The sequence below is a fragment of the Streptomyces sp. NPDC051051 genome (assembly GCF_040682975.1).
GTDB lineage: Bacteria > Actinomycetota > Actinomycetes > Streptomycetales > Streptomycetaceae > Streptomyces.
In genome coordinates this window covers 28,433-50,167 of record NZ_JBFBCB010000024.1, presented here as the reverse complement: position 1 = coordinate 50,167, position 21,735 = coordinate 28,433, and the positions used below count along the sequence as shown (strand labels likewise).

Below are 21,735 nucleotides of genomic sequence, written 5' to 3'. Positions count from 1 at the left end.
GCGGACGCCCCCTGCCTCGATGGTGGCCCTCCGGACCTCTCCCGACTCCCCCGCAGCACGGTTGTTTCCCGGTCGGTGCGGCTGAAATGCGGCCGAAACCCCCGCGCGGGCCCTGCGGCGCCGCCACTATGTGGGCGAAAGGGATCCGGGGAGGCGCGCGTGACGGTGAGCGGGACGCAGGGGACGGCCGGGGAGGAACGGGCCGGGGCGGAACAGAAAGCCCGGACGCGGGAGCTGTTCCGGCGGGCGACCGCGGTCAGTCAGGAGTGGGCCCGCGCCGGAGAGGGCGGCGGACTGCCGGACGGTCCCGCGACCGAACGGATCCTGCGCGAACTCGCGGACGCCGAGCAGGAGAGGGACGGGGCCGCGCGGCGGGCGTTACGGATGGCGCGCGGCACACTGCTCGCCGTCCGCCACCTGGCCGACGCCACGCACGGCGGGGCCGCCGACCCGGCGGGTCACCGGGCCGAGGCCCTGGTCCTGCTGCGAGAGGCCCGCGAGCCGGAACCCGTCACCGAGCGGGAGACGCAGTCCCGGACGGCCGTCACCAAACTCCTGATCAGGCTGCTGGTGCCGCAACTGCCGGACCTCGCCTTCCAGGGCCGGCAGGACATGATCGACGTCCTCACGGTCGGCGCCACCTTCATGGCACCCGACGGGGGCGTGCTGCGCGAGGACCTCGCCGAGGTCGGCGCCCTGCTGGCGGAACTCGCGGAGACCGCCGACCCGGCCGACCACCCCGACCTCGAACACCGGACGACGCTGCTGCGGCTGCTGCAGTCCGCCCGGGACCGGGACTCGCTGCTGGAACTGGGCGATTACGCCACCGCGACCGGCGCGATGCCGCCGCAGCTCCGGATGTTCATGGGCGCCGCGATGGAGATGCTCAAGAGCCTGCCCGACGCCTCGCCCGAGCCCCTGGGCGGCCCGCGGGAGGAGATCCGCGAGCAGGTCGAACTCGCGGCGGACGACATGCTGCCGCTGCTGGAGCTGTTCGCGCCCGGCACCCTTCGCCCGGAGGAACTGGAGCAGGCGGTCGACGGCCTGCCGCGCGGTTCCTGGCAGGAACAGGTCACCGCCGGCCTGGCCCGCTTCGGCATGGCGATGCGCTCGGGCGACCCGGAGGACCTGGTGGAGGCGGCCGAGCCGCTGCTGCGGGCCGGACAGGACGAGGACGTCCCCGCCGGCGTGGCGGCCGTCCTCCAGGCGGCGCTGCTGTCCGGTGCCGCCCTCAACGGCGGCAACATCGAGGACGCCAGGACCGCGCAGCGCCTGCTCACCGAGAACAGGGGGCCACGCCCACGCCCACGCCCCGTCGCACCGCGCCGCACCATGCGGCACCGTCCGCCCGGACCGGCGCGGAGCGCGCCACGCCGACCCGGCCGGTGAACCGCGGCGCGACGGCCGCCGGTCAGGAAGCCAGCCAGTCGTCCACCCCCGACAGCAGCTTCTGCTGCACGCCCTCCGGGGCCGCCGAACCCTGGATCGAGTGGCGGGCCAGTTCGGCCAGCTCCTCGTCCGTGAAGGCGTGGTGGCGGCGGGCCAGCTCGTACTGGTCGGCCAGCCGGGAGCCGAACAGCAGGGGGTCGTCGGCCCCCAGGGCCAGCGGCACCCCGGCCTCGTACAGGGTGCGCAGCGGCACGTCCTCCGGCTTGTCGTAGACGCCCAGGGCCACGTTCGAGGCGGGGCAGACCTCGCAGGTGACACCGCGCTCGGCGAGCCGCTTCATCAGCCGCGGGTCGTCCGCCGCCCGGACGCCGTGACCGATCCGCGTGGCGTGCAGGTCGTCGAGGCAGTCCCGCACCGAGGAGGGCCCGGCCAGCTCGCCGCCGTGCGGGGCCGACAGCAGCCCGCCCTCCCGGGCGATGGCGAAGGCACGGTCGAAGTCCCGCGCCATGCCGCGGCGTTCGTCGTTCGACAGCCCGAAGCCCACCACGCCCCGGTCGGCGTACCGCACGGCCAGCCGGGCCAGCGTGCGGGCGTCCAGCGGATGCTTCATCCGGTTCGCCGCCACCAGCACCCGCATCCCGAGCCCGGTCTCCTTCGACGCCGACTCCACGGCGTCCAGGATGACCTCCAGCGTCGGGATCAGCCCGCCCAGCCGCGGCGCGTACGACGTCGGGTCCACCTGGATCTCCAGCCAGCCCGAGCCGTCCTTCACGTCCTCCTCGGCGGCCTCGCGCACCAGCCGCCGGATGTCCTCGGGCTCTCTGATGCAGGAGCGGGCCGCGTCGTACAGCCGCTGGAAGCGGAACCAGCCCCGCTCGTCGGTCGCCCGCAACCGGGGCGGCTCCCCGCTGGTCAGGGCCTCGCTCAGCGTCTCCGGCAGACGCACGCCGTACTTGTCGGCGAGTTCCAGCACGGTGCCGGGCCGCATCGACCCGGTGAAGTGCAGGTGCAGATGGGCTTTCGGCAGCTCAGAGACATCACGTACACGCTCCATTCCGGAATCCTGCCGTACGCCGAGGTCGTCCGGGTAGCCGTTTCCCCGAACGTGGTCTTGCTCGCACACGGCAACGGGCCGCCTCCCGGAGGAGACGGCCCGCGGACCCGCGCACGGGGCGGGTCAGTCCCTGGCCTCCGCCAGCAGCTTCTGGATCCGGCTCACGCCCTCGACGAGGTCCTCGTCGCCCAGCGCGTACGACAGCCGCAGGTAGCCCGGCGTGCCGAAAGCCTCGCCCGGGACGACCGCGACCTCGGCCTCCTCCAGGATGAGCGCCGCCAGCTCGACGGAGTCCTGCGGGCGCTTCCCGCGGATCTCCTTGCCGAGCAGCCCCTTCACCGACGGGTAGGCGTAGAAGGCGCCCTCGGGCTCGGGGCAGAGCACGCCGTCGATCTCGTTGAGCATGCGCACGATCGTCCGGCGGCGGCGGTCGAACGCCTCCCGCATCTTCGCGACCGCGTCCAGATCACCGGAGACGGCGGCCAGCGCGGCCACCTGGGCCACGTTCGAGACGTTCGAGGTGGCGTGCGACTGGAGGTTCGTCGCCGCCTTCACCACGTCCTTCGGGCCGATGATCCAGCCCACCCGCCAACCCGTCATCGCGTACGTCTTGGCGACGCCGTTGACCACGATGCACTTGTCGCGCAGCTCGGGAAGGACCGCCGGCAGCGAGACGAACTTCGCGTCGCCGTAGACGAGGTGCTCGTAGATCTCGTCGGTCATCACCCACAGACCGTGCTCCACGGCCCAGCGGCCGATCGCCTCCGCCTCGGCCGCGCTGTAGACGGCGCCGGTCGGGTTGGAGGGGGAGACGAAGAGGACGACCTTCGTCCGCTCCGTGCGCGCCGCCTCCAGCTGCTCGACGCTGACCCGGTAACCGGTCGTCTCGTCCGCGACGACCTCCACCGGGACACCGCCCGCCAGCCGGATCGACTCGGGGTACGTCGTCCAGTACGGCGCCGGGACGATGACCTCGTCGCCCGGGTCGAGGATCGCGGCGAAGGCCTCGTAGATGGCCTGCTTGCCGCCGTTGGTGACGAGGATCTGCGACGCCTCGACCTCGTAGCCGGAGTCGCGCAGCGTCTTCGCGGCGATCGCGGCCTTCAGCTCGGGCAGGCCGCCGGCCGGCGTGTAGCGGTGGTACTTCGGGTTCTTGCAGGCCTCGACGGCGGCTTCGACGATGTAGTCCGGGGTCGGGAAGTCGGGCTCACCGGCGCCGAAGCCGATCACCGGCCGCCCGGCGGCCTTCAGGGCCTTGGCCTTGGCATCCACGGCGAGGGTGGCGGACTCGGAGATCGCACCGACCCGGGCGGAGACCCGGCGCTCGGTGGGAGGGGTTGCAGGGCTCATGGCCCCATGTTTTCAGACAGGAAACGCGCCCGGCACACGGGTTTCACGGACTGAACAAGGACGGGCCCCCTTGCGAACGTCCGTGCTGATCCCGGCGGTGGCCTGGTGATCTTCCGGCCGTTTCCCGACGATCTTCCGCCGCCGGGGGCCTCACGGGCGCTTCACGTTCGACGAGGCGCCCCGGAGCACGTACACTCCTACGTCGTTGGCCTTCAACAACCGTGCCACAACCGGTGCACACCAAGCACCCGGACGGATGCGGTACGTTGGGGAACACACAAAGGGTCGTAGCTCAATTGGTAGAGCACTGGTCTCCAAAACCAGCGGTTGGGGGTTCAAGTCCCTCCGGCCCTGCTACACACTCCTTCGCCAGGCAGTGTGCGCATGTACGTACAGAAATGCACCGCCGTGCGGCTCAGACCGGGCGCGGCACGGCCACGACCCGGGAACAGGTGAGGACGAATGGCGGACGCCGTGGGCTCCATCGACACGCCTGATGCCCAGGACGAGGTGCCTGAGACGCAGAAGAAGTCCCGCAAGGGCGGCAAGCGCGCCAAGAAGGGCCCGCTGAAGCGGCTCGCGCTCTTCTACCGCCAGATCGTCGCGGAGCTTCGCAAGGTCGTCTGGCCGACGCGGGGCCAGCTGACGACGTACACCATGGTCGTGATCGTGTTCGTGGTCATCATGATTGGTCTGGTGACCGTGATTGACTATGGACTCGACCACGCCGCGAAGTACGTATTCGGCTGAGCCGAGAGCGAAGGGCGCCGGGTGATCGGCGCCCCTTTCGCGTGTTCCACCCCTATGTATCCAGGAAGAAGCAGCCACCGTGTCTGACCAGAACCTGAACGACGCCATGGAGCCTCGCGGGGCGGATGCCGAGTCGGTTGACGACGAGCTCGACATCGTCGAGGGCGCTGACGAGGACCTGGACGAGTTCGAGGCTGCCGATGCCGAGGCGGGCGAGCCCGCGGAGGAAGCCGCGCTGCACGTCGAGGGCGAAGAGGACTCCGAGGAAGAGGACTCCGAGGAAGAGGGCTCCGACGAGGAGGACTCCGAGGACGGCGAGGCCGTCGCGGAAGAGGCCGAGGAAGCCGAGCCGGCCGAGCCCGTCGACCCCGTCGCCGCCCTGCGCGAGGAACTCCGCACCCTGCCCGGCGAGTGGTACGTCATCCACACGTACGCCGGTTACGAGAACCGCGTGAAGACCAACCTCGAGCAGCGCGCCGTCTCGCTGAACGTCGAGGACTTCATCTTCCAGGCCGAGGTGCCGCAGGAAGAGGTCGCGCAGATCAAGAACGGCGAGCGCAAGACGATCCGTCAGAACAAGCTCCCCGGCTACGTGCTGGTGCGCATGGACCTGACGAACGAGTCCTGGGGCGTCGTCCGCAACACCCCCGGCGTCACCGGCTTCGTGGGCAACGCCTACGACCCGTACCCGCTGACCCTGGACGAGATCGTCAAGATGCTCGCCCCGGAGGCCGAGGAGAAGGCCGCCCGCGAGGCCGCCGAGGCCGAGGGCAAGCCGGCTCCGCAGCGCAAGGTCGAGGTCCAGGTCCTGGACTTCGAGGTCGGCGACTCGGTCACCGTCACGGACGGCCCGTTCGCCACGCTCCAGGCCACGATCAACGAGATCAACGCCGACTCGAAGAAGGTCAAGGGCCTCGTCGAGATCTTCGGCCGCGAGACCCCGGTCGAGCTGAGCTTCGACCAGATCCAGAAGAACTAGCCCCTTCTGGAACACAAGCCTCCGACCAGGTCAGGTGGCCGCTCGCGCGGCGCCTGACCTGCTCGGTTTTTGGCCGCGCAGGGATACCCGTTATCGTTGTGCGGTATGCCTCCATCCGGATCATCCGGACCGGACGGCTGAAAACTCTCACTAGGACCCGGAGAGAGCAATGCCTCCCAAGAAGAAGAAGGTCACGGGGCTTATCAAGCTCCAGATCAACGCCGGTGCGGCGAACCCCGCCCCGCCGGTCGGCCCCGCGCTCGGCCAGCACGGCGTCAACATCATGGAGTTCTGCAAGGCCTACAACGCCGCGACCGAGTCGCAGCGTGGCTGGGTGATCCCGGTGGAGATCACGGTCTACGAGGACCGTTCCTTCACCTTCATCACCAAGACGCCGCCGGCCGCGAAGATGATCCTCAAGGCCGCGGGTGTCGAGAAGGGCTCGGGCGAGCCGCACAAGACCAAGGTCGCCAAGATCACCGAGGCGCAGGTCCGCGAGATCGCCACGACCAAGCTCCCCGACCTCAACGCCAACGACCTGGACGCCGCGTCGAAGATCATCGCCGGCACCGCCCGTTCCATGGGCATCACGGTCGAGGGCTGAGTTCCCAGCCCCGTAGCACCTTCGTAGCAGTTGCGGCTCCGGCCGCACGTGGCAGGGCCTGCTCGGCCCGTACCACGACTCCTCAGAACCCCCAGGAGCAGTAGTGAGCAAGCGCAGCAAGTCTCTCCGCGCTGCGGACGCCAAGATCGACCGGGAGAAGCTGTACGCCCCGCTCGAGGCCGTCCGTCTCGCCAAGGAGACCTCCACGTCCAAGTTCGACGGCACCGTCGAGGTCGCCTTCCGCCTGGGTGTCGACCCGCGCAAGGCCGACCAGATGGTCCGTGGCACCGTGAACCTGCCGCACGGCACCGGCAAGACCGCCCGGGTCCTGGTCTTCGCGACCGGTGACCGTGCTGCGGCCGCGGAGGCCGCCGGCGCCGACATCGTCGGCTCCGACGAACTGATCGACGAGGTCGCGAAGGGCCGTCTGGACTTCGACGCCGTCGTCGCCACCCCGGACCTCATGGGCAAGGTCGGCCGCCTCGGCCGCGTGCTCGGTCCGCGTGGTCTGATGCCGAACCCGAAGACCGGCACCGTCACCCCCGACGTGGCCAAGGCCGTCACGGAGATCAAGGGCGGCAAGATCGAGTTCCGCGTCGACAAGCACTCGAACCTGCACTTCATCATCGGCAAGTCGTCGTTCGACGACACCCAGCTGGTGGAGAACTACGGCGCGGCGCTGGAGGAGATCCTCCGTCTGAAGCCGTCCGCCGCCAAGGGTCGCTACATCAAGAAGGCCGCGATCAGCACCACGATCGGCCCCGGCATCCAGGTCGACCCCAACCGCACCCGGAACCTCCTCGTCGAGGAGGACCCGGCCGCGGTCTGAACCTGACGGTTCGCATCGGTCGGCGACGAGCCCCGCAACCTTCCGAGGTGCGGGGCTCGTCCCTTTTCCCGTACGGCTGTCGGTGCCGTGCGTTACCGTGCGGACACGGGGACAAGATGGGGGTGAGGGTATGAAGGGCACCAGCGCACGCCGGGCGGGCCTCTCGATCGTCGCGGCGGCCCTGCTGACCGGGGCGACCGCCTGCAGCTCGGGCTCCGGGGGATCCGACGGGGACGAGGGCTCCGCCTCCTCCGGTGGGGACGGCGGCAGCCGCGTCAGTCCGATAGCCGCGCTGCGCACCGCCGAGAAGTCCACCGGTGACGCCGACTCCGCCAAGGTCGAGTCGACGACCACCATGGGCTCGGTGATGGCGATGACGGCCGACGGCTCCCTCGGCTGGGGCGACGGTCTCACCGGCACCCTCACCATCACCTACACCGGCGGCACCATGGCCGACACCATGCGGCAGCTGGGCACCACCTCGATGCAGGCCCGCTATCTGCCCGACGCGTACTACGCGCGCATGGGCGACGCCTTCGCCGAGCAGGCCGGCGGCAAGCACTGGATCAAGTACCCGTACGACGCGCTGGAGACCCTCGGCGGCGGCTCGGGGGCCTATCTCAAGGACCAGATGGAGAACTCCACCCCGAACCAGTCGGTGAAGCTCCTGCTGGCCTCCGGGGACGTGCGCAGGGTCGGCGAGGAGACGGTCCGCGGCGAGCGGACCACGCACTACTCGGGCACCGTCGAGGTCGCCGATCTCGCGGGCCGCAACTCCAGCCTCAGCGAGAGCCAGCTCGCCGACCTGAAGGAACAGCTGGAGCAGGCCGGCGTCACCACCGAGACCGTCGACATCTGGGTCGACGAGGACGACCTGCTGGTCAAGAAGGTCGAGAAGGGCCGGTCGGCGAACGGCACGTACAGCCAGACCGCCTACTACAGCGACTACGGCACCCCGGTCGACACCGAGGCGCCCCCGGCGGCCGACACCGCAGACTTCTCCGAGCTGCTCCGGCAGCAGGGGGCCGGCTCCACACCCTGAGAGCGGACCGCCGGGAATTCACAGGACCCCGCCCGCACCCCTGGGATACCTTCACCCCCTCGCTGTGGACCGACCAGGTGTTCACCGTGTGCTGCGTGGGGGAACGTGCATGAGATCTTCCGTGGGTGTCCTCGGGCTGTCCGCCCTGCTCGTCACGGGCTGTGCGGCGGCGTCGGAGGGGGCGGCGGACGGGGGCGACCCGAAGACCGCGGCCACGGCCGTCGCGCGGGCCGCGGAGAAGACGGAGCGGATCGGCTCCCTGCGCTACCGGATGACCGGCCGGACGCCGGAGGAGGGCCGGATCAGGGCCGAGGCCGCGATGGCCGTCGAGCCGCCGGCCATGAGCCTGCGGACGACCGTTCTCGGCGGTCCGGACAAGGGCGTCGGCGAGGTCCGCCTCGTCGGCGGAGTGCTGTACGTCGGCAGCGACGAGGCAACCGAGGACGGCAGGCACTGGATGCGGTTCGGGGCGCCCGGAAGCTCCGGCACCCCGAGCGGCGTCAAGGCCGACACCACGTCGATGGCCGACAAGGTCCGCCGCAACCCGGCCCACGAGAGCACCTTCCTCACCGCGGCCGATGACCTGAGGACGACCGGCCCGGAGACCGTCGACGGCGTGACCACCACCCACTACGAGGGCACGGCCGGCGTCGACGAGATCCGGGCCTCCTACCGCGACGAGGCCGGGAGCGTCCGCCGGCGGCGCGAGCAGTCCCTCGCGCAGTACGAGAAGCTCGGCGTCGACGAACTGGACATGGACGTCTGGATCGACGAGGACGGCCGCATCAAGCAGCTGCGGCTCCAGGGCTTCGGCCGGCACGGCCAGCTCGACCTCACCGTCACCTTCCTCGACTTCGGCAAGCCCGTCACCGTGCAGGCCCCGCCCGCCTCGGACACCTTCGACCTGGCCGAGGAGACGAGGAAGGCCGGCCGCTGAGCCCCTCGCGGGCGGAGCGCTGATCCCTCTCACGGGCGGATTTGCTTGACGGCGACCCGTTCCCGTACGCTCCTACAGAAGCCAAAGACCGCTGGTCGTTGCCGTGCGCTCGCAAGAGGGTGCGGTGGCCGAAGGATCCGCTGATATGCGGACGACCCGCGCAGGTGACTGTGGAAGTGCTCCCGGACCGCGATCCGTACGCGGATCTCGTTCGGTCGAGCTCTCGCCCCGTGCGCCTGCGCCGGGGCGTTTCGTTTGTCCCAGCCCCTTCCGAGCGGTCGTCAACACCCGGAAGGAGGCCGACGCTCATGGCAAGGCCCGACAAGGCTGCCGCGGTAGCCGAGCTCGCGGAGCAGTTCCGCAGCTCGAACGCCGCCGTGCTGACCGAGTACCGGGGTCTCACCGTGGCGCAGCTCAAGTCGCTGCGTCGTTCGCTCGGTGAGAACGCCCAGTACGCCGTGGTGAAGAACACGCTGACCAAGATTGCGGCCAACGAGGCCGGGATCTCGACGCTCGACGACCTGTTCAACGGTCCGACGGCAGTTGCCTTCGTCACCGGTGACCCGGTGGAGTCGGCGAAGGGTCTTCGTGACTTCGCCAAGGACAACCCCAACCTCGTCATCAAGGGCGGTGTCCTTGACGGCAAGGCGCTGTCCGCCGACGAGATCAAGAAGCTTGCGGACCTCGAGTCCCGCGAGGTTCTGCTCTCCAAGCTGGCGGGTGCCTTCAAGGGCAAGCAGTCCCAGGCTGCACAGCTCTTCCAGGCGCTTCCCTCGAAGCTCGTCCGCACCGTGGACGCCCTTCGCGCCAAGCAGGAAGAGCAGGGCGGTGCCGAGTAATTCGGCTCGCGCATTGACCGCCGCCTGAGGCAGCGGTCTTAGCGGGCCGAACGTACGCCCGCCGAACAAGTACATCCGGCACCTGCCGAATTAGTGGAAGGATCGCCCACCATGGCGAAGCTCAGCCAGGAAGACCTGCTCGCGCAGTTCGAGGAGATGACCCTCATCGAGCTCTCCGAGTTCGTGAAGGCCTTCGAGGAGAAGTTCGACGTCACCGCCGCCGCCGCGGTCGCCGTCGCCGCTCCGGGCGCCCCGGGTGCCCCGGTCGAGGCCGAGGAGGAGAAGGACGAGTTCGACGTCATCCTCACCGGTGCGGGCGACAAGAAGATCCAGGTCATCAAGGTCGTGCGTGAGCTGACCTCCCTGGGTCTGAAGGAGGCCAAGGACCTCGTGGACGGCGCCCCGAAGCCCGTCCTCGAGAAGGTCGCCAAGGACGCCGCCGAGAAGGCCGCCGAGTCCCTCAAGGGCGCCGGCGCCTCGGTCGAGGTCAAGTAACACCCCGCGGTCGGCGACGACCGCAGCGAAGGCCGAAACAGATCCCCTCGGGGCTGTAACGCCGACGCACCGAGGAGCGATCATCCATCCGGGTGGTCGCTCTTCGGCGTTCCCGAGGGCCCGGCCACGGTTACCTTGCACCTGAGTTCGCGAGGGGTATGGTGATCTTCGTCTTGTCCCCGGACGCCCCGCGTCCGGGCATGGGGGCCTTGACGAACCGCACGCAGCGCGCAATTCTCAGGACGCGTCGTCACAAGGATCCGTATCCGAGGCATGGATCGACGGCGAAGAGGGCAGTATCACCGTGCGTTGAGGGCTACCGGACCGAGGGCGTTGAGAACTACGAGGGTCTCGAAAAACCCGCACTGGACATCAGTGTGCCAACTGGCTACACTGACCCTTTGCGCTGCCTGTTAGCTGTCCCCTGCCCGTCACCAGGGGCATGCCCTCGCCCGAGCATCGATGATCAGACCCTCTCTGACCTGGCCTTTCGGCCGATTCCGGAGAGTCTGTCTCGTTGTGTGGGGGAGGGGCCGGTACGCGCGTAGTGAGTCCGAGCCCTCGGAAGGACCCCCTCTTGGCCGCCTCGCGCAACGCCTCGACCGCGAATACGAACAACGCTGCCAGCACCGCCCCGCTGCGCATCTCCTTTGCAAAGATCAAGGAGCCCCTCGAGGTTCCGAACCTTCTCGCACTGCAGACCGAGAGCTTCGACTGGCTGCTCGGCAACGAAGCGTGGAAGGCTCGCGTCGAGGAGGCTCTCGAGAACGGTCAGGACGTCCCCACCAAGTCCGGCCTCGAGGAGATCTTCGAGGAGATCTCCCCGATCGAGGACTTCTCCGGGTCGATGTCGCTGACTTTCCGCGACCACCGTTTCGAGCCGCCGAAGAACAGCATCGACGAGTGCAAGGACCGCGACTTCACGTACGCGGCCCCGCTCTTCGTGACGGCCGAGTTCACGAACAACGAGACCGGCGAGATCAAGTCCCAGACGGTCTTCATGGGCGACTTCCCGCTCATGACCAACAAGGGCACCTTCGTCATCAACGGCACCGAGCGTGTCGTCGTGTCGCAGCTGGTCCGCTCGCCCGGCGTCTACTTCGACTCCTCCATCGACAAGACGTCCGACAAGGACATCTTCTCCGCCAAGATCATCCCGTCCCGGGGTGCCTGGCTGGAGATGGAGATCGACAAGCGCGACATGGTCGGCGTCCGCATCGACCGCAAGCGCAAGCAGTCCGTCACCGTCCTCCTGAAGGCTCTCGGCTGGACCACCGAGCAGATCCTCGAGGAGTTCGGCGAGTACGAGTCGATGCGCGCCACCCTGGAGAAGGATCACACCCAGGGCCAGGACGACGCGCTCCTGGACATCTACCGCAAGCTGCGTCCGGGCGAGCCGCCGACCCGCGAGGCCGCTCAGACGCTGCTCGAGAACCTCTACTTCAACCCCAAGCGCTACGACCTCGCCAAGGTCGGCCGCTACAAGGTGAACAAGAAGCTCGGCGCCGACGAGCCGCTGGACGCCGGCGTGCTCACCACCGACGACATCATCGCCACGATCAAGTACCTGGTGAAGCTGCACGCCGGTGAGACCGAGACGCTCGGCGAGTCGGGCCGCTCGATCATGGTCGAGACCGACGACATCGACCACTTCGGCAACCGCCGCATCCGCAGCGTCGGCGAGCTGATCCAGAACCAGGTCCGTACGGGTCTCGCCCGTATGGAGCGCGTCGTGCGCGAGCGCATGACCACCCAGGACGTCGAGGCGATCACGCCGCAGACCCTGATCAACATCCGGCCGGTCGTCGCCTCCATCAAGGAGTTCTTCGGCACCAGCCAGCTGTCCCAGTTCATGGACCAGAACAACCCGCTGTCGGGTCTGACGCACAAGCGTCGTCTCAACGCGCTCGGCCCGGGTGGTCTGTCCCGTGAGCGGGCCGGCTTCGAGGTCCGTGACGTCCACCCCTCGCACTACGGCCGCATGTGCCCGATCGAGACGCCGGAAGGACCGAACATCGGTCTGATCGGCTCGCTCGCCTCGTACGGCCGGATCAACCCGTTCGGTTTCATCGAGACGCCGTACCGCAAGGTCACCGGCGGTGTCGTCACCGACGAGGTCGACTACCTCACGGCCGACGAAGAGGACCGGTTCGTCATCGCGCAGGCCAACGCGCCGCTCAACGACGAGTTCCAGTTCGAGGAAGCCCGCGTCCTGGTCCGCCGTCGCGGCGGTGAGGTCGACTACGTCCCCGGTGACGACGTCGACTACATGGACGTCTCCCCGCGCCAGATGGTGTCGGTCGCGACCGCCATGATCCCGTTCCTCGAGCACGACGACGCCAACCGCGCGCTCATGGGCGCGAACATGATGCGTCAGGCCGTCCCGCTCATCAAGAGCGAGTCGCCGCTCGTCGGCACCGGCATGGAGTACCGCTCCGCGGTCGACGCCGGCGACGTGGTCAAGGCCGAGAAGGCTGGTGTGGTCCAGGAGGTCTCCGCGGACTACATCACCACCACCAACGACGACGGCACGTACATCACGTACCGCCTGGCCAAGTTCGCCCGCTCCAACCAGGGCACCTCGGTCAACCAGAAGGTCATCGTCAACGAGGGCGACCGGATCATCGAGGGCCAGGTCCTGGCCGACGGTCCGGCCACCGAGAACGGCGAGATGGCGCTGGGCAAGAACCTGCTCGTGGCGTTCATGCCGTGGGAGGGTCACAACTACGAGGACGCGATCATCCTGTCGCAGCGCCTCGTACAGGACGACGTCCTCTCCTCGATCCACATCGAGGAGCACGAGGTCGACGCCCGTGACACCAAGCTCGGCCCCGAGGAGATCACCCGGGACATCCCGAACGTCTCCGAGGAGGTCCTCGCCGACCTCGACGAGCGCGGCATCATCCGCATCGGTGCCGAGGTCGTCGCCGGCGACATCCTGGTCGGCAAGGTCACGCCCAAGGGCGAGACCGAGCTGACCCCGGAGGAGCGCCTGCTGCGCGCCATCTTCGGCGAGAAGGCCCGTGAGGTCCGTGACACCTCGCTGAAGGTGCCGCACGGCGAGATCGGCAAGGTCATCGGCGTCCGCGTCTTCGACCGTGAGGAGGGCGACGAGCTGCCGCCGGGCGTGAACCAGCTGGTTCGTGTCTACGTGGCGCAGAAGCGCAAGATCACGGACGGTGACAAGCTCGCCGGCCGCCACGGCAACAAGGGTGTCATCTCGAAGATCCTGCCGATCGAGGACATGCCGTTCCTGGAGGACGGCACCCCGGTCGACATCATCCTCAACCCGCTCGGTGTGCCGTCCCGAATGAACCCGGGACAGGTTCTGGAGATCCACCTCGGCTGGCTCGCCAGCCGCGGCTGGGACGTCTCCGGCCTCGCGGACGACTGGGCGCAGCGCCTCCAGGCGATCGGCGCCGACAGCGTCGCCCCCGGCACCAACGTCGCCACCCCGGTGTTCGACGGTGCCCGTGAGGACGAGCTGACCGGTCTGCTGCAGCACACCATCCCGAACCGCGACGGCGAGCGCATGGTGCTCCCGTCCGGCAAGGCCCCGCTGTTCGACGGCCGTTCGGGTGAACCGTTCCCGGAGCCGATCTCGGTCGGCTACATGTACATCCTCAAGCTCCACCACCTGGTCGACGACAAGCTGCACGCCCGCTCGACCGGTCCGTACTCGATGATCACCCAGCAGCCGCTGGGTGGTAAGGCCCAGTTCGGTGGCCAGCGCTTCGGTGAGATGGAGGTGTGGGCGCTGGAGGCGTACGGCGCCGCGTACGCCCTCCAGGAGCTGCTGACCATCAAGTCCGACGACGTCACCGGCCGCGTGAAGGTCTACGAGGCCATCGTCAAGGGCGAGAACATTCCCGAGCCCGGCATCCCCGAGTCCTTCAAGGTGCTCATCAAGGAGATGCAGTCCCTGTGCCTCAACGTGGAGGTGCTGTCCTCGGACGGCATGTCCATCGAGATGCGCGACACCGACGAGGACGTCTTCCGCGCGGCGGAAGAGCTCGGCATCGACCTGTCCCGGCGCGAGCCGAGCAGCGTCGAAGAGGTCTGACGGGAGTCCGGCGGGGCCTCTCCAGCAGAGGCCCCGCCGATCCCGCGACCCCCGTTTCAGACCACAGACTTACAACCCTGAGAGGGATTGACGCATAGTGCTCGACGTCAACTTCTTCGATGAGCTCCGGATCGGTCTGGCCACCGCTGACGACATCCGTCAGTGGAGCCACGGCGAGGTCAAGAAGCCCGAGACCATCAACTACCGCACCCTCAAGCCCGAAAAGGACGGACTCTTCTGCGAGAAGATCTTCGGTCCGACCCGGGACTGGGAGTGCTACTGCGGCAAGTACAAGCGTGTCCGCTTCAAGGGCATCATCTGTGAGCGCTGCGGCGTCGAGGTGACCCGCGCCAAGGTGCGTCGCGAGCGGATGGGCCACATCGAGCTGGCCGCCCCCGTCACGCACATCTGGTACTTCAAGGGTGTCCCGAGCCGGCTGGGCTACCTGCTCGACCTGGCTCCGAAGGACCTCGAGAAGGTCATCTACTTCGCGGCGTACATGATCACGTACGTCGACGAGGAGCGCCGCACGCGTGACCTGCCCTCGCTGGAGGCGCACGTCTCCGTCGAGCGGCAGCAGATCGAGAACCGCCGGGACGCCGACCTGGAGGCCCGCGCCAAGAAGCTCGAGACCGACCTGGCCGAGCTCGAGGCCGAGGGCGCCAAGGCCGACGTGCGTCGCAAGGTGCGCGAAGGCGCCGAGCGGGAGATGAAGCAGCTGCGCGACCGCGCCCAGCGCGAGATCGACCGTCTCGACGAGGTGTGGACCCGCTTCAAGAACCTCAAGGTCCAGGACCTCGAGGGCGACGAGCTGCTCTACCGCGAGCTGCGCGACCGCTTCGGCACGTACTTCGACGGTTCGATGGGTGCCGCGGCGCTGCAGAAGCGCCTGGAGTCCTTCGACCTCGACGAGGAGGCCGAGAAGCTCCGCGAGATCATCCGTACCGGCAAGGGCCAGAAGAAGACCCGTGCGCTCAAGCGCCTCAAGGTCGTCTCCGCGTTCCTGCAGACCAGCAACAGCCCCAAGGGCATGGTGCTGGACTGCGTGCCGGTCATCCCGCCGGACCTGCGTCCGATGGTGCAGCTGGACGGTGGCCGCTTCGCGACCTCCGACCTGAACGACCTGTACCGCCGTGTCATCAACCGCAACAACCGCCTGAAGCGCCTTCTCGACCTCGGTGCGCCCGAGATCATCGTGAACAACGAGAAGCGCATGCTCCAGGAGGCCGTGGACGCGCTGTTCGACAACGGCCGTCGTGGCCGTCCGGTCACCGGTCCCGGCAACCGCCCGCTGAAGTCCCTCAGCGACATGCTGAAGGGCAAGCAGGGTCGATTCCGTCAGAACCTGCTCGGCAAGCGCGTGGACTACTCCGCGCGTTCCGTGATCGTCGTCGGTCCGCAGCTGAAGCTGCACCAGTGCGGTCTGCCGAAGGCGATGGCGCTCGAGCTGTTCAAGCCGTTCGTGATGAAGCGCCTGGTCGACCTGAACCACGCGCAGAACATCAAGTCGGCCAAGCGCATGGTCGAGCGCGGCCGCACCGTGGTGTACGACGTCCTCGAAGAGGTCATCGCCGAGCACCCGGTGCTGCTGAACCGTGCGCCCACTCTGCACCGCCTCGGCATCCAGGCCTTCGAGCCGCAGCTGGTCGAGGGCAAGGCCATCCAGATCCACCCGCTCGTCTGCACCGCGTTCAACGCGGACTTCGACGGTGACCAGATGGCCGTGCACCTGCCGCTGTCCGCGGAGGCGCAGGCCGAGGCCCGCATCCTGATGCTGTCCTCGAACAACATCCTCAAGCCCGCCGACGGCCGTCCGGTGACGATGCCGACCCAGGACATGGTCCTCGGTCTGTTCTTCCTCACCACCGACGGCGAGCTGCGCGACGTCAAGGGCGAGGAGCGTTCCTTCTCGTCCGTGGCCGAGGCGATCATGGCCTTCGACGCCGGCGAGCTGTCGCTGCAGTCGCGCGTCGACGTCCGCTTCCCGGTGGGCACCATCCCGCCGCGCGGCTGGACCCCGCCGGTGCGGGAGGAGGACGAGCCCGAGTGGCAGCAGGGTGACTCGTTCCGGCTGCGGACGACCCTGGGCCGTGCGCTCTTCAACGAGCTGCTGCCCGAGGACTACCCGTTCGTCGACTACGAGGTCGGCAAGAAGCAGCTCTCGGAGATCGTCAACGACCTCGCCGAGCGCTACCCCAAGGTCATCGTGGCGGCGACGCTCGACAACCTGAAGGCGGCCGGTTTCTACTGGGCGACCCGTTCCGGCGTCACCGTGGCCATCTCCGACATCGTCGTTCCCGACGCGAAGCGGGCGATCGTCCAGGGCTACGAGGCGCAGGACGAGAAGGTCCAGAAGCAGTACGAGCGCGGTCTGATCACCAAGGAAGAGCGCACGCAGGAGCTCATCGCGATCTGGACCAAGGCGACCAACGAGGTCGCCGAGGCGATGAACGCGAACTTCCCGAAGACCAACCCGGTCTCGATGATGGTCAACTCGGGTGCTCGCGGAAACATGATGCAGATGCGTCAGATCGCCGGTATGCGTGGTCTGGTGTCGAACGCGAAGAACGAGACCATCCCGCGTCCGATCAAGGCCTCGTTCCGTGAGGGCCTGTCCGTGCTGGAGTACTTCATCTCCACCCACGGTGCCCGTAAGGGTCTGGCGGACACCGCCCTGCGTACCGCCGACTCGGGTTACCTCACCCGTCGTCTGGTGGACGTCTCGCAGGACGTCATCATCCGCGAGGAGGACTGCGGCACCGAGCGCGGCCTCAAGCTGGCCATCGCCGAGCGCGGCGAGGACGGCGTGCTGCGCAAGGCGGACAACGCAGAGACCAGCGTGTACGCGCGCTGCCTCGCCGAGGACATCGTCGTCGACGGCAAGGTGCTCGCCCCGGCGGGCGTCGACCTCGGTGACGTCCTCATCGACCAGCTGGTCAAGGCCGGCGTCGAGGAGGTCAAGACCCGCTCGGTCCTGACCTGCGAGTCCGCCGTCGGCACCTGCGCCATGTGCTACGGCCGTTCGCTGGCCACCGGCAAGCTGGTCGACATCGGTGAGGCGGTCGGCATCATCGCCGCCCAGTCCATCGGTGAGCCCGGTACCCAGCTGACGATGCGTACCTTCCACACCGGTGGTGTGGCCGGTGACGACATCACCCAGGGTCTGCCGCGTGTCGTCGAGCTCTTCGAGGCCCGTACCCCGAAGGGTGTCGCCCCGATCTCCGAGGCCGCCGGCCGCGTGCGGATCGAGGAGACCGAGAAGACCAAGAAGATCGTCATCACGCCGGACGACGGCAGCGACGAGACGGCGTTCCCGATCTCGAAGCGTGCCCGTCTGAAGGTCGAGGAGGGCGAGCACGTCGAGGTGGGCCAGCAGCTCACCGTGGGTACCCAGAACCCGCACGACGTGCTGCGCATCCTGGGCCAGCGTGCCGTCCAGGTCCACCTGGTGGCCGAGGTCCAGCGGGTGTACAACTCGCAGGGTGTGTCGATCCACGACAAGCACATCGAGATCATCATCCGGCAGATGCTCCGCCGCGTGACGATCATCGAGTCCGGCGACGCCGAGCTGCTGCCCGGCGAGCTGGTCGAGCGCTCGAAGTTCGAGACCGAGAACCGTCGTGTGGTGCAGGAGGGCGGTCACCCGGCCTCCGGTCGTCCGCAGCTCATGGGTATCACCAAGGCCTCGCTGGCCACGGAGTCCTGGCTGTCGGCGGCGTCCTTCCAGGAGACGACCAGGGTGCTGACGGACGCGGCGATCAACGCCAAGTCCGACTCCCTGATCGGCCTCAAGGAGAACGTCATCATCGGTAAGCTCATCCCGGCCGGTACGGGTCTGTCCCGCTACCGCAACATCCGGGTCGAGCCGACCGAGGAGGCCAAGGCCGCGATGTACTCGGCCGTCGGCTACGACGACATCGACTACTCGCCGTTCGGCACCGGCTCCGGCCAGGCCGTCCCGCTGGAGGACTACGACTACGGTCCGTACAACCAGTAAGGCGTACGTCTGAAGCACTGAAGGGCGGTCACCCGTGCGGGTGGCCGCCCTTCGGCGTGTCCGCGGCCGTACGCGGCGGTGTGGCGGCCTCCGTGCGGTGCCGTGTCCGCCGGGCACCCTGCTCGTCCCCGCCCGCGTCCCCGGCCCGCCCGCGGTCTCCCAGGGCCCCTCCTCCTTCCACGGGGGCGGCGTCAGGATGAGTGGGGGAACCATCGCGGGCCGCCGAGCGTAGGAGAATGATGGGAGGCAGTTCACGCCGAGCGGGGGAGGTGTCCGTGTCGTATCCGTCGCCATGGCAGCCGTGGCAGGGCCAGAGCGGTCCGCCGATGCTGGCCGCCCACGCGGACCGGGAGCGCACCGTCGACGTGCTCAGAGCGGGTTTCGCCGAGGGCCGTCTCCAGCAGGTGGAGTTCGAGCGCCGGGTGGCGCGCGCGTACGAGGCCCGCACGGTCGGTGAGCTGTCCCTGATCGTCGCCGACCTGCCGCAGGGCCCCGTCGCCGCGCAGCCGTCCGTCCCGCAGTCGCACGGCTACCCGACGCAGATTCCGCGGACCTTCCTGGCCGCCCCGCCGCCGACGAACGGCAAGGCGGTCGCCTCCATGGTCTGCGGCATCCTCACCACGATGACGATGGGTGCCACCGGCATCCCCGCGGTGATCCTCGGGCACTCGGCCAGAGCCGAGATCCGCCGCACCGGCGAGGGCGGCGACGGCTTCGCCATGGCCGGCCTCGTCCTGGGCTGGCTGTCGGTGGCGGGCTGGGCGGTCTTCCTCGCCGTCCTGCTCCTGGCGGCGGTCGCGTCGCACTGAGACCGGGGCGCGGGGCGTCCGTCGGTCCGGTGGCGCCGGTCAGGGGATGCCCAGCTCGAACATGACGTAGTGGGCGTACCAGCCCGAGGCGACGGCGGCCGTGGTGAAGAAGACCGTCAGGCTCGGCCACTTCAGACGGCCCAGCGCCGCCGCGGGGGCCAGGAGCAGCGGGAAGCAGGGCAGCAGGTAGCGCGGTGTGTTGCCGAACATCTGCTGGGTGCCGAGCACGGTCACCACGCTGGCCAGGGTGTAGGCGACGAGCACCAGCGGCGGCTTCTTCCGCAGCATCAGCGCGATCAGGAACGGCAGCGCCAGCACCACCTGGACGGCTATCAGGTCGGGGACGGAGAAGGCGAACAGGTAGTCGTGCCGGCCGACGGCCGTGTTGCCCAGCACGTCGAGGGTGTAGGCGCCGAAGTCGAAGTAGTGGGCCCAGCCCTCGCGCTGGAGTGTGAAGTACGCCGTCAGGTCGCCCATGCTCAGCCCGACCCAGGCGACGTAGGTGAGCAGGCCGAGCGGCGCGGCGACCATCGCGTACACCGGCCCCGCCACTCCGTGTGCGCGTCTGCCGTCGCGCCGGGCGAGGGTGACCAGCGCGGCGAGCCCGACCGCGCCGATGAGCGCGGCGGAGGTGGGCCGGTTCAGTCCGGCGACGAAGGCGAGGAGCCCGGCCGTGAGCCACCGGCCCTTCATCACGCCGTAGCAGCACCAGGCGGCGATGGCCACGAACAGGGACTCCGAGTACACCGCCCACTCGACGCCGGCGCCCGGTACGACCGCCCACAGCCCGGCGGCGACGGTGCCGGCCCGCACCCCCGCGAGCGTGGCGACGACGGCGTAGATCCCGGCGGCGGCGACGAAGGACGCGAGCACCGAGACGAGCATCCCGGACCCGTACAGGCCGAGCCCGGTGATCTCGGACACCCCGCGGATCAGCCCCGGGTACAGCGGGAAGAAGGCGACGGAGTTCTGCTCGACCGTGAACAGGCCGCCCGGCGCGAGGGGTGTCAGGGGCCGCGGGTCGTACCCCTTTTCGGCGACCTGGAGGTACCACCAGCCGTCCCAGGTGGCGAGCACGTCCCACCAGTGGGCGCCGCCGCCGAAGCGGGGCTGCTTCTCCCGGTAGTCGCCGGCCGCCTCGAGCAGGACCGCGAAGACGGTCAGCCCGACCAGCTTCGTGACGCCGTACAGGAGCAGCGGAGCACGGTACGGTCGTAGACCATCCGGCAGCGTGAGCCGGCGCGGCACCCGTGGCCGCTCCTGCCGTCCCTCCGGCCCGTCGGGCTCTTCGGGCGGCGCGGAGTCCGCCGCCGTGTCGCTGCGGGCCGTGCTCATGACTGGGGTCCCCCCTCGGACGACCGGCCGGGGCCGGCCGCGCGACCGCTGTCCGGACGATCGTGAAGTGTGGTCATAAGATCGCAACAGCGTCGCACATGTGCGTCACAGCTTGGGGGAGGACGGGTGCCTGAAGCGCCGGACACCACGGCGGCGGTGACCGTCTTGTCGGTCGTCATACCCATGTACAACGAGGAAGAGGTCCTTCCCGCGCTGGTCAGCAGACTGCGCCCGGCCCTGGCCGGGATGGGCGTCGGCTACGAGGTCGTCGCCGTCGACGACGGCAGCACCGACCGCACCGCCGAGCTGCTCGCCGCGTTCCGCCTCGGCTGGCCCGAGCTGCGCGTGATCGGTCTGCGCCGGAACTCCGGCCATCAGGCGGCCCTCACCGCGGGCCTGGACCGGGCCCACGGCGCGTACGTGGTGAGCATCGACGCCGACCTCCAGGACCCGCCCGAGAAGATCCCCGACATGCTGGCGCTGGCCCGCGCCGAGGGCCTCGACATCGTCTACGGCATCCGGGCCGACCGGGCCAGCGACACCGGCTTCAAACGGTGGACCGCCGGCCTGTACTACCGGCTCGTCCGCCGCCTGGCCGGCCCCTCCGTGCCCGCCCAGGCCGGTGACTTCCGGCTGCTCAGCCGGGCCGCCGTCGACGCCCTCAAGGCGCTGCCGGACCAGCAGCGCGTCTACCGCCTCCTGGTGCCCTGGCTCGGCTTCCCGAGCGGTGAGGTCGCCTACGAGCGCGCGCCGCGGCCCGCGGGCCGCAGCAAGTACCCCCTGGGTCGGATGATCCGCCTCGCCATCGACAGCGTCACCGGCTTCTCGGCGGCCCCGCTGCGCATCGCCACCTGGCTCGGCGGTTTCGCCTTCCTGGTCTGCCTGGCCCTGATGGTCTACACGCTCAGCGCCCACGCCCTGGAGCACACCGTCCCCGGCTGGACCTCCCTGTTCACCGGAGTCCTGTTCATCGGCGCGGTCCAGCTGATCTGCGTCGGCCTGCTCGGCGAGTACGTGGGGCGCATCTACACGGCCGTGCAGAACCGTCCGACGTACTTCGTCGGCCACGACACGGCGCACGGGGCGGCGGGTCCCCGCGTCCCGGTGCCCGGGCCGGCGCCCGGTGCCGGACCGGGCGCGGCTCCGGGCGGGGCGGCGGTCCCGCCGCCCGCCGCGGAGGCCGGAAGTCCGCTACCACAGGGGCCGTCGGGGGCGCGGACGTGAGCTCGGTGTGTCGGCGGCGAGGCTTCTGTTTTGACCGGA

The 21,735-nt window shown here is 69.2% G+C and carries 16 protein-coding genes and 1 tRNA gene; 14 read left to right on the top strand and 3 right to left on the bottom strand.

Translation table 11 applies throughout. The annotated features are described in order from the left end of the window. Positions 1-165: 165 nt before the first annotated feature. Positions 166-1,389 (top strand): hypothetical protein, encoded by a 1,224-nt coding sequence (locus AB0N31_RS19535; protein WP_366059615.1) that lies wholly within the window; start codon positions 166-168, stop codon positions 1,387-1,389. Positions 1,390-1,411: 22 nt separating this feature from the next. Here AB0N31_RS19535 and AB0N31_RS19530 read toward each other — a convergent pair whose 3' ends face one another. Then, positions 1,412-2,443 carry an adenosine deaminase gene (locus AB0N31_RS19530; protein WP_366059614.1) on the bottom strand — a complete coding sequence of 344 codons (1,032 nt, stop codon included), beginning with the start codon at positions 2,441-2,443 and terminating at the stop codon, positions 1,412-1,414. A 123-nt stretch (positions 2,444-2,566) separates the two neighbouring features. Continuing rightward, on the bottom strand, positions 2,567-3,793 hold the full coding sequence (locus tag AB0N31_RS19525) for a pyridoxal phosphate-dependent aminotransferase (RefSeq protein WP_366059613.1): 1,227 nt from the start codon (positions 3,791-3,793) through the stop codon (positions 2,567-2,569). Positions 3,794-4,074: 281 nt separating this feature from the next. Between AB0N31_RS19525 and AB0N31_RS19520 the strand changes: the two genes are divergently transcribed. From AB0N31_RS19520 to AB0N31_RS19465, 12 genes are all read left to right on the top strand, one after another. Next, positions 4,075-4,147: transfer RNA gene (locus AB0N31_RS19520), tRNA-Trp, on the top strand. Between the two features lie 108 nt (positions 4,148-4,255). Continuing rightward, a complete protein-coding gene (gene secE, locus AB0N31_RS19515) occupies positions 4,256-4,543 on the top strand; it encodes a preprotein translocase subunit SecE (RefSeq protein ID WP_366059612.1) in 288 nt (95 codons plus the stop codon). A gap of 79 nt (positions 4,544-4,622) precedes the next feature. Beyond that, on the top strand, positions 4,623-5,522 hold the full coding sequence (nusG, locus tag AB0N31_RS19510; RefSeq protein WP_366059611.1) for a transcription termination/antitermination protein NusG: 900 nt from the start codon (positions 4,623-4,625) through the stop codon (positions 5,520-5,522). A gap of 169 nt (positions 5,523-5,691) precedes the next feature. Continuing rightward, on the top strand, positions 5,692-6,126 hold the full coding sequence (rplK, locus tag AB0N31_RS19505; RefSeq protein ID WP_020132675.1) for a 50S ribosomal protein L11: 435 nt from the start codon (positions 5,692-5,694) through the stop codon (positions 6,124-6,126). Positions 6,127-6,229: 103 nt separating this feature from the next. Further along, the gene (gene rplA / locus AB0N31_RS19500) at positions 6,230-6,955 is read left to right on the top strand and encodes a 50S ribosomal protein L1 (RefSeq protein ID WP_319673713.1); all 726 of its coding nucleotides are present in this window, start codon (positions 6,230-6,232) and stop codon (positions 6,953-6,955) included. A 130-nt stretch (positions 6,956-7,085) separates the two neighbouring features. Continuing rightward, positions 7,086-7,997, top strand: coding sequence for a hypothetical protein (locus AB0N31_RS19495; RefSeq protein ID WP_366059610.1), 912 nt, complete (start codon positions 7,086-7,088; stop codon positions 7,995-7,997). A gap of 109 nt (positions 7,998-8,106) precedes the next feature. Continuing rightward, positions 8,107-8,934, top strand: coding sequence for a hypothetical protein (locus AB0N31_RS19490; RefSeq protein WP_366059609.1), 828 nt, complete (start codon positions 8,107-8,109; stop codon positions 8,932-8,934). Positions 8,935-9,242: 308 nt separating this feature from the next. Beyond that, positions 9,243-9,773 (top strand): 50S ribosomal protein L10, encoded by a 531-nt coding sequence (gene rplJ, locus AB0N31_RS19485; protein ID WP_363089021.1) that lies wholly within the window; start codon positions 9,243-9,245, stop codon positions 9,771-9,773. 111 nt (positions 9,774-9,884) lie between these two features. Then, positions 9,885-10,268 (top strand): 50S ribosomal protein L7/L12, encoded by a 384-nt coding sequence (gene rplL / locus AB0N31_RS19480; RefSeq protein WP_355140812.1) that lies wholly within the window; start codon positions 9,885-9,887, stop codon positions 10,266-10,268. Between the two features lie 577 nt (positions 10,269-10,845). Beyond that, complete coding sequence (gene rpoB, locus AB0N31_RS19475; protein WP_366059608.1) at positions 10,846-14,331, top strand: DNA-directed RNA polymerase subunit beta; 3,486 nt, start codon at positions 10,846-10,848, stop codon at positions 14,329-14,331. A gap of 97 nt (positions 14,332-14,428) precedes the next feature. Then, positions 14,429-18,328, top strand: coding sequence for a DNA-directed RNA polymerase subunit beta' (locus AB0N31_RS19470; protein WP_366059607.1), 3,900 nt, complete (start codon positions 14,429-14,431; stop codon positions 18,326-18,328). A 326-nt stretch (positions 18,329-18,654) separates the two neighbouring features. After that, positions 18,655-19,137, top strand: a complete 483-nt coding sequence (locus tag AB0N31_RS19465) for a DUF1707 and DUF4190 domain-containing protein (protein ID WP_366059677.1) — start codon at positions 18,655-18,657, stop codon at positions 19,135-19,137. A gap of 39 nt (positions 19,138-19,176) precedes the next feature. On the opposite strand, the gene AB0N31_RS19460 is transcribed toward AB0N31_RS19465, so the two are convergent. Further along, positions 19,177-20,472, bottom strand: coding sequence for a hypothetical protein (locus AB0N31_RS19460; RefSeq protein ID WP_366059606.1), 1,296 nt, complete (start codon positions 20,470-20,472; stop codon positions 19,177-19,179). A gap of 126 nt (positions 20,473-20,598) precedes the next feature. Between AB0N31_RS19460 and AB0N31_RS19455 the strand changes: the two genes are divergently transcribed. Continuing rightward, complete coding sequence (locus AB0N31_RS19455) at positions 20,599-21,696, top strand: glycosyltransferase family 2 protein (protein WP_366059605.1); 1,098 nt, start codon at positions 20,599-20,601, stop codon at positions 21,694-21,696. The last annotated feature ends 39 nt before the right edge of the window (positions 21,697-21,735 follow it).

Coding starts and splice junctions, on each gene's coding strand:
- rplK (WP_020132675.1), top strand. CDS start 5,692: ATGCCTCCCAAGAAGAAGAAGGTCACGGGGCTTATCAAGCTCCAGATC.
- AB0N31_RS19490 (WP_366059609.1), top strand. CDS start 8,107: ATGAGATCTTCCGTGGGTGTCCTCGGGCTGTCCGCCCTGCTCGTCACG.
- AB0N31_RS19465 (WP_366059677.1), top strand. CDS start 18,655: ATGCTGGCCGCCCACGCGGACCGGGAGCGCACCGTCGACGTGCTCAGA.
- rplL (WP_355140812.1), top strand. CDS start 9,885: ATGGCGAAGCTCAGCCAGGAAGACCTGCTCGCGCAGTTCGAGGAGATG.
- secE (WP_366059612.1), top strand. CDS start 4,256: ATGGCGGACGCCGTGGGCTCCATCGACACGCCTGATGCCCAGGACGAG.
- AB0N31_RS19460 (WP_366059606.1), bottom strand. CDS start 20,472: ATGAGCACGGCCCGCAGCGACACGGCGGCGGACTCCGCGCCGCCCGAA.
- AB0N31_RS19530 (WP_366059614.1), bottom strand. CDS start 2,443: ATGGAGCGTGTACGTGATGTCTCTGAGCTGCCGAAAGCCCATCTGCAC.
- AB0N31_RS19525 (WP_366059613.1), bottom strand. CDS start 3,793: ATGAGCCCTGCAACCCCTCCCACCGAGCGCCGGGTCTCCGCCCGGGTC.
- rplJ (WP_363089021.1), top strand. CDS start 9,243: ATGGCAAGGCCCGACAAGGCTGCCGCGGTAGCCGAGCTCGCGGAGCAG.
- AB0N31_RS19495 (WP_366059610.1), top strand. CDS start 7,086: ATGAAGGGCACCAGCGCACGCCGGGCGGGCCTCTCGATCGTCGCGGCG.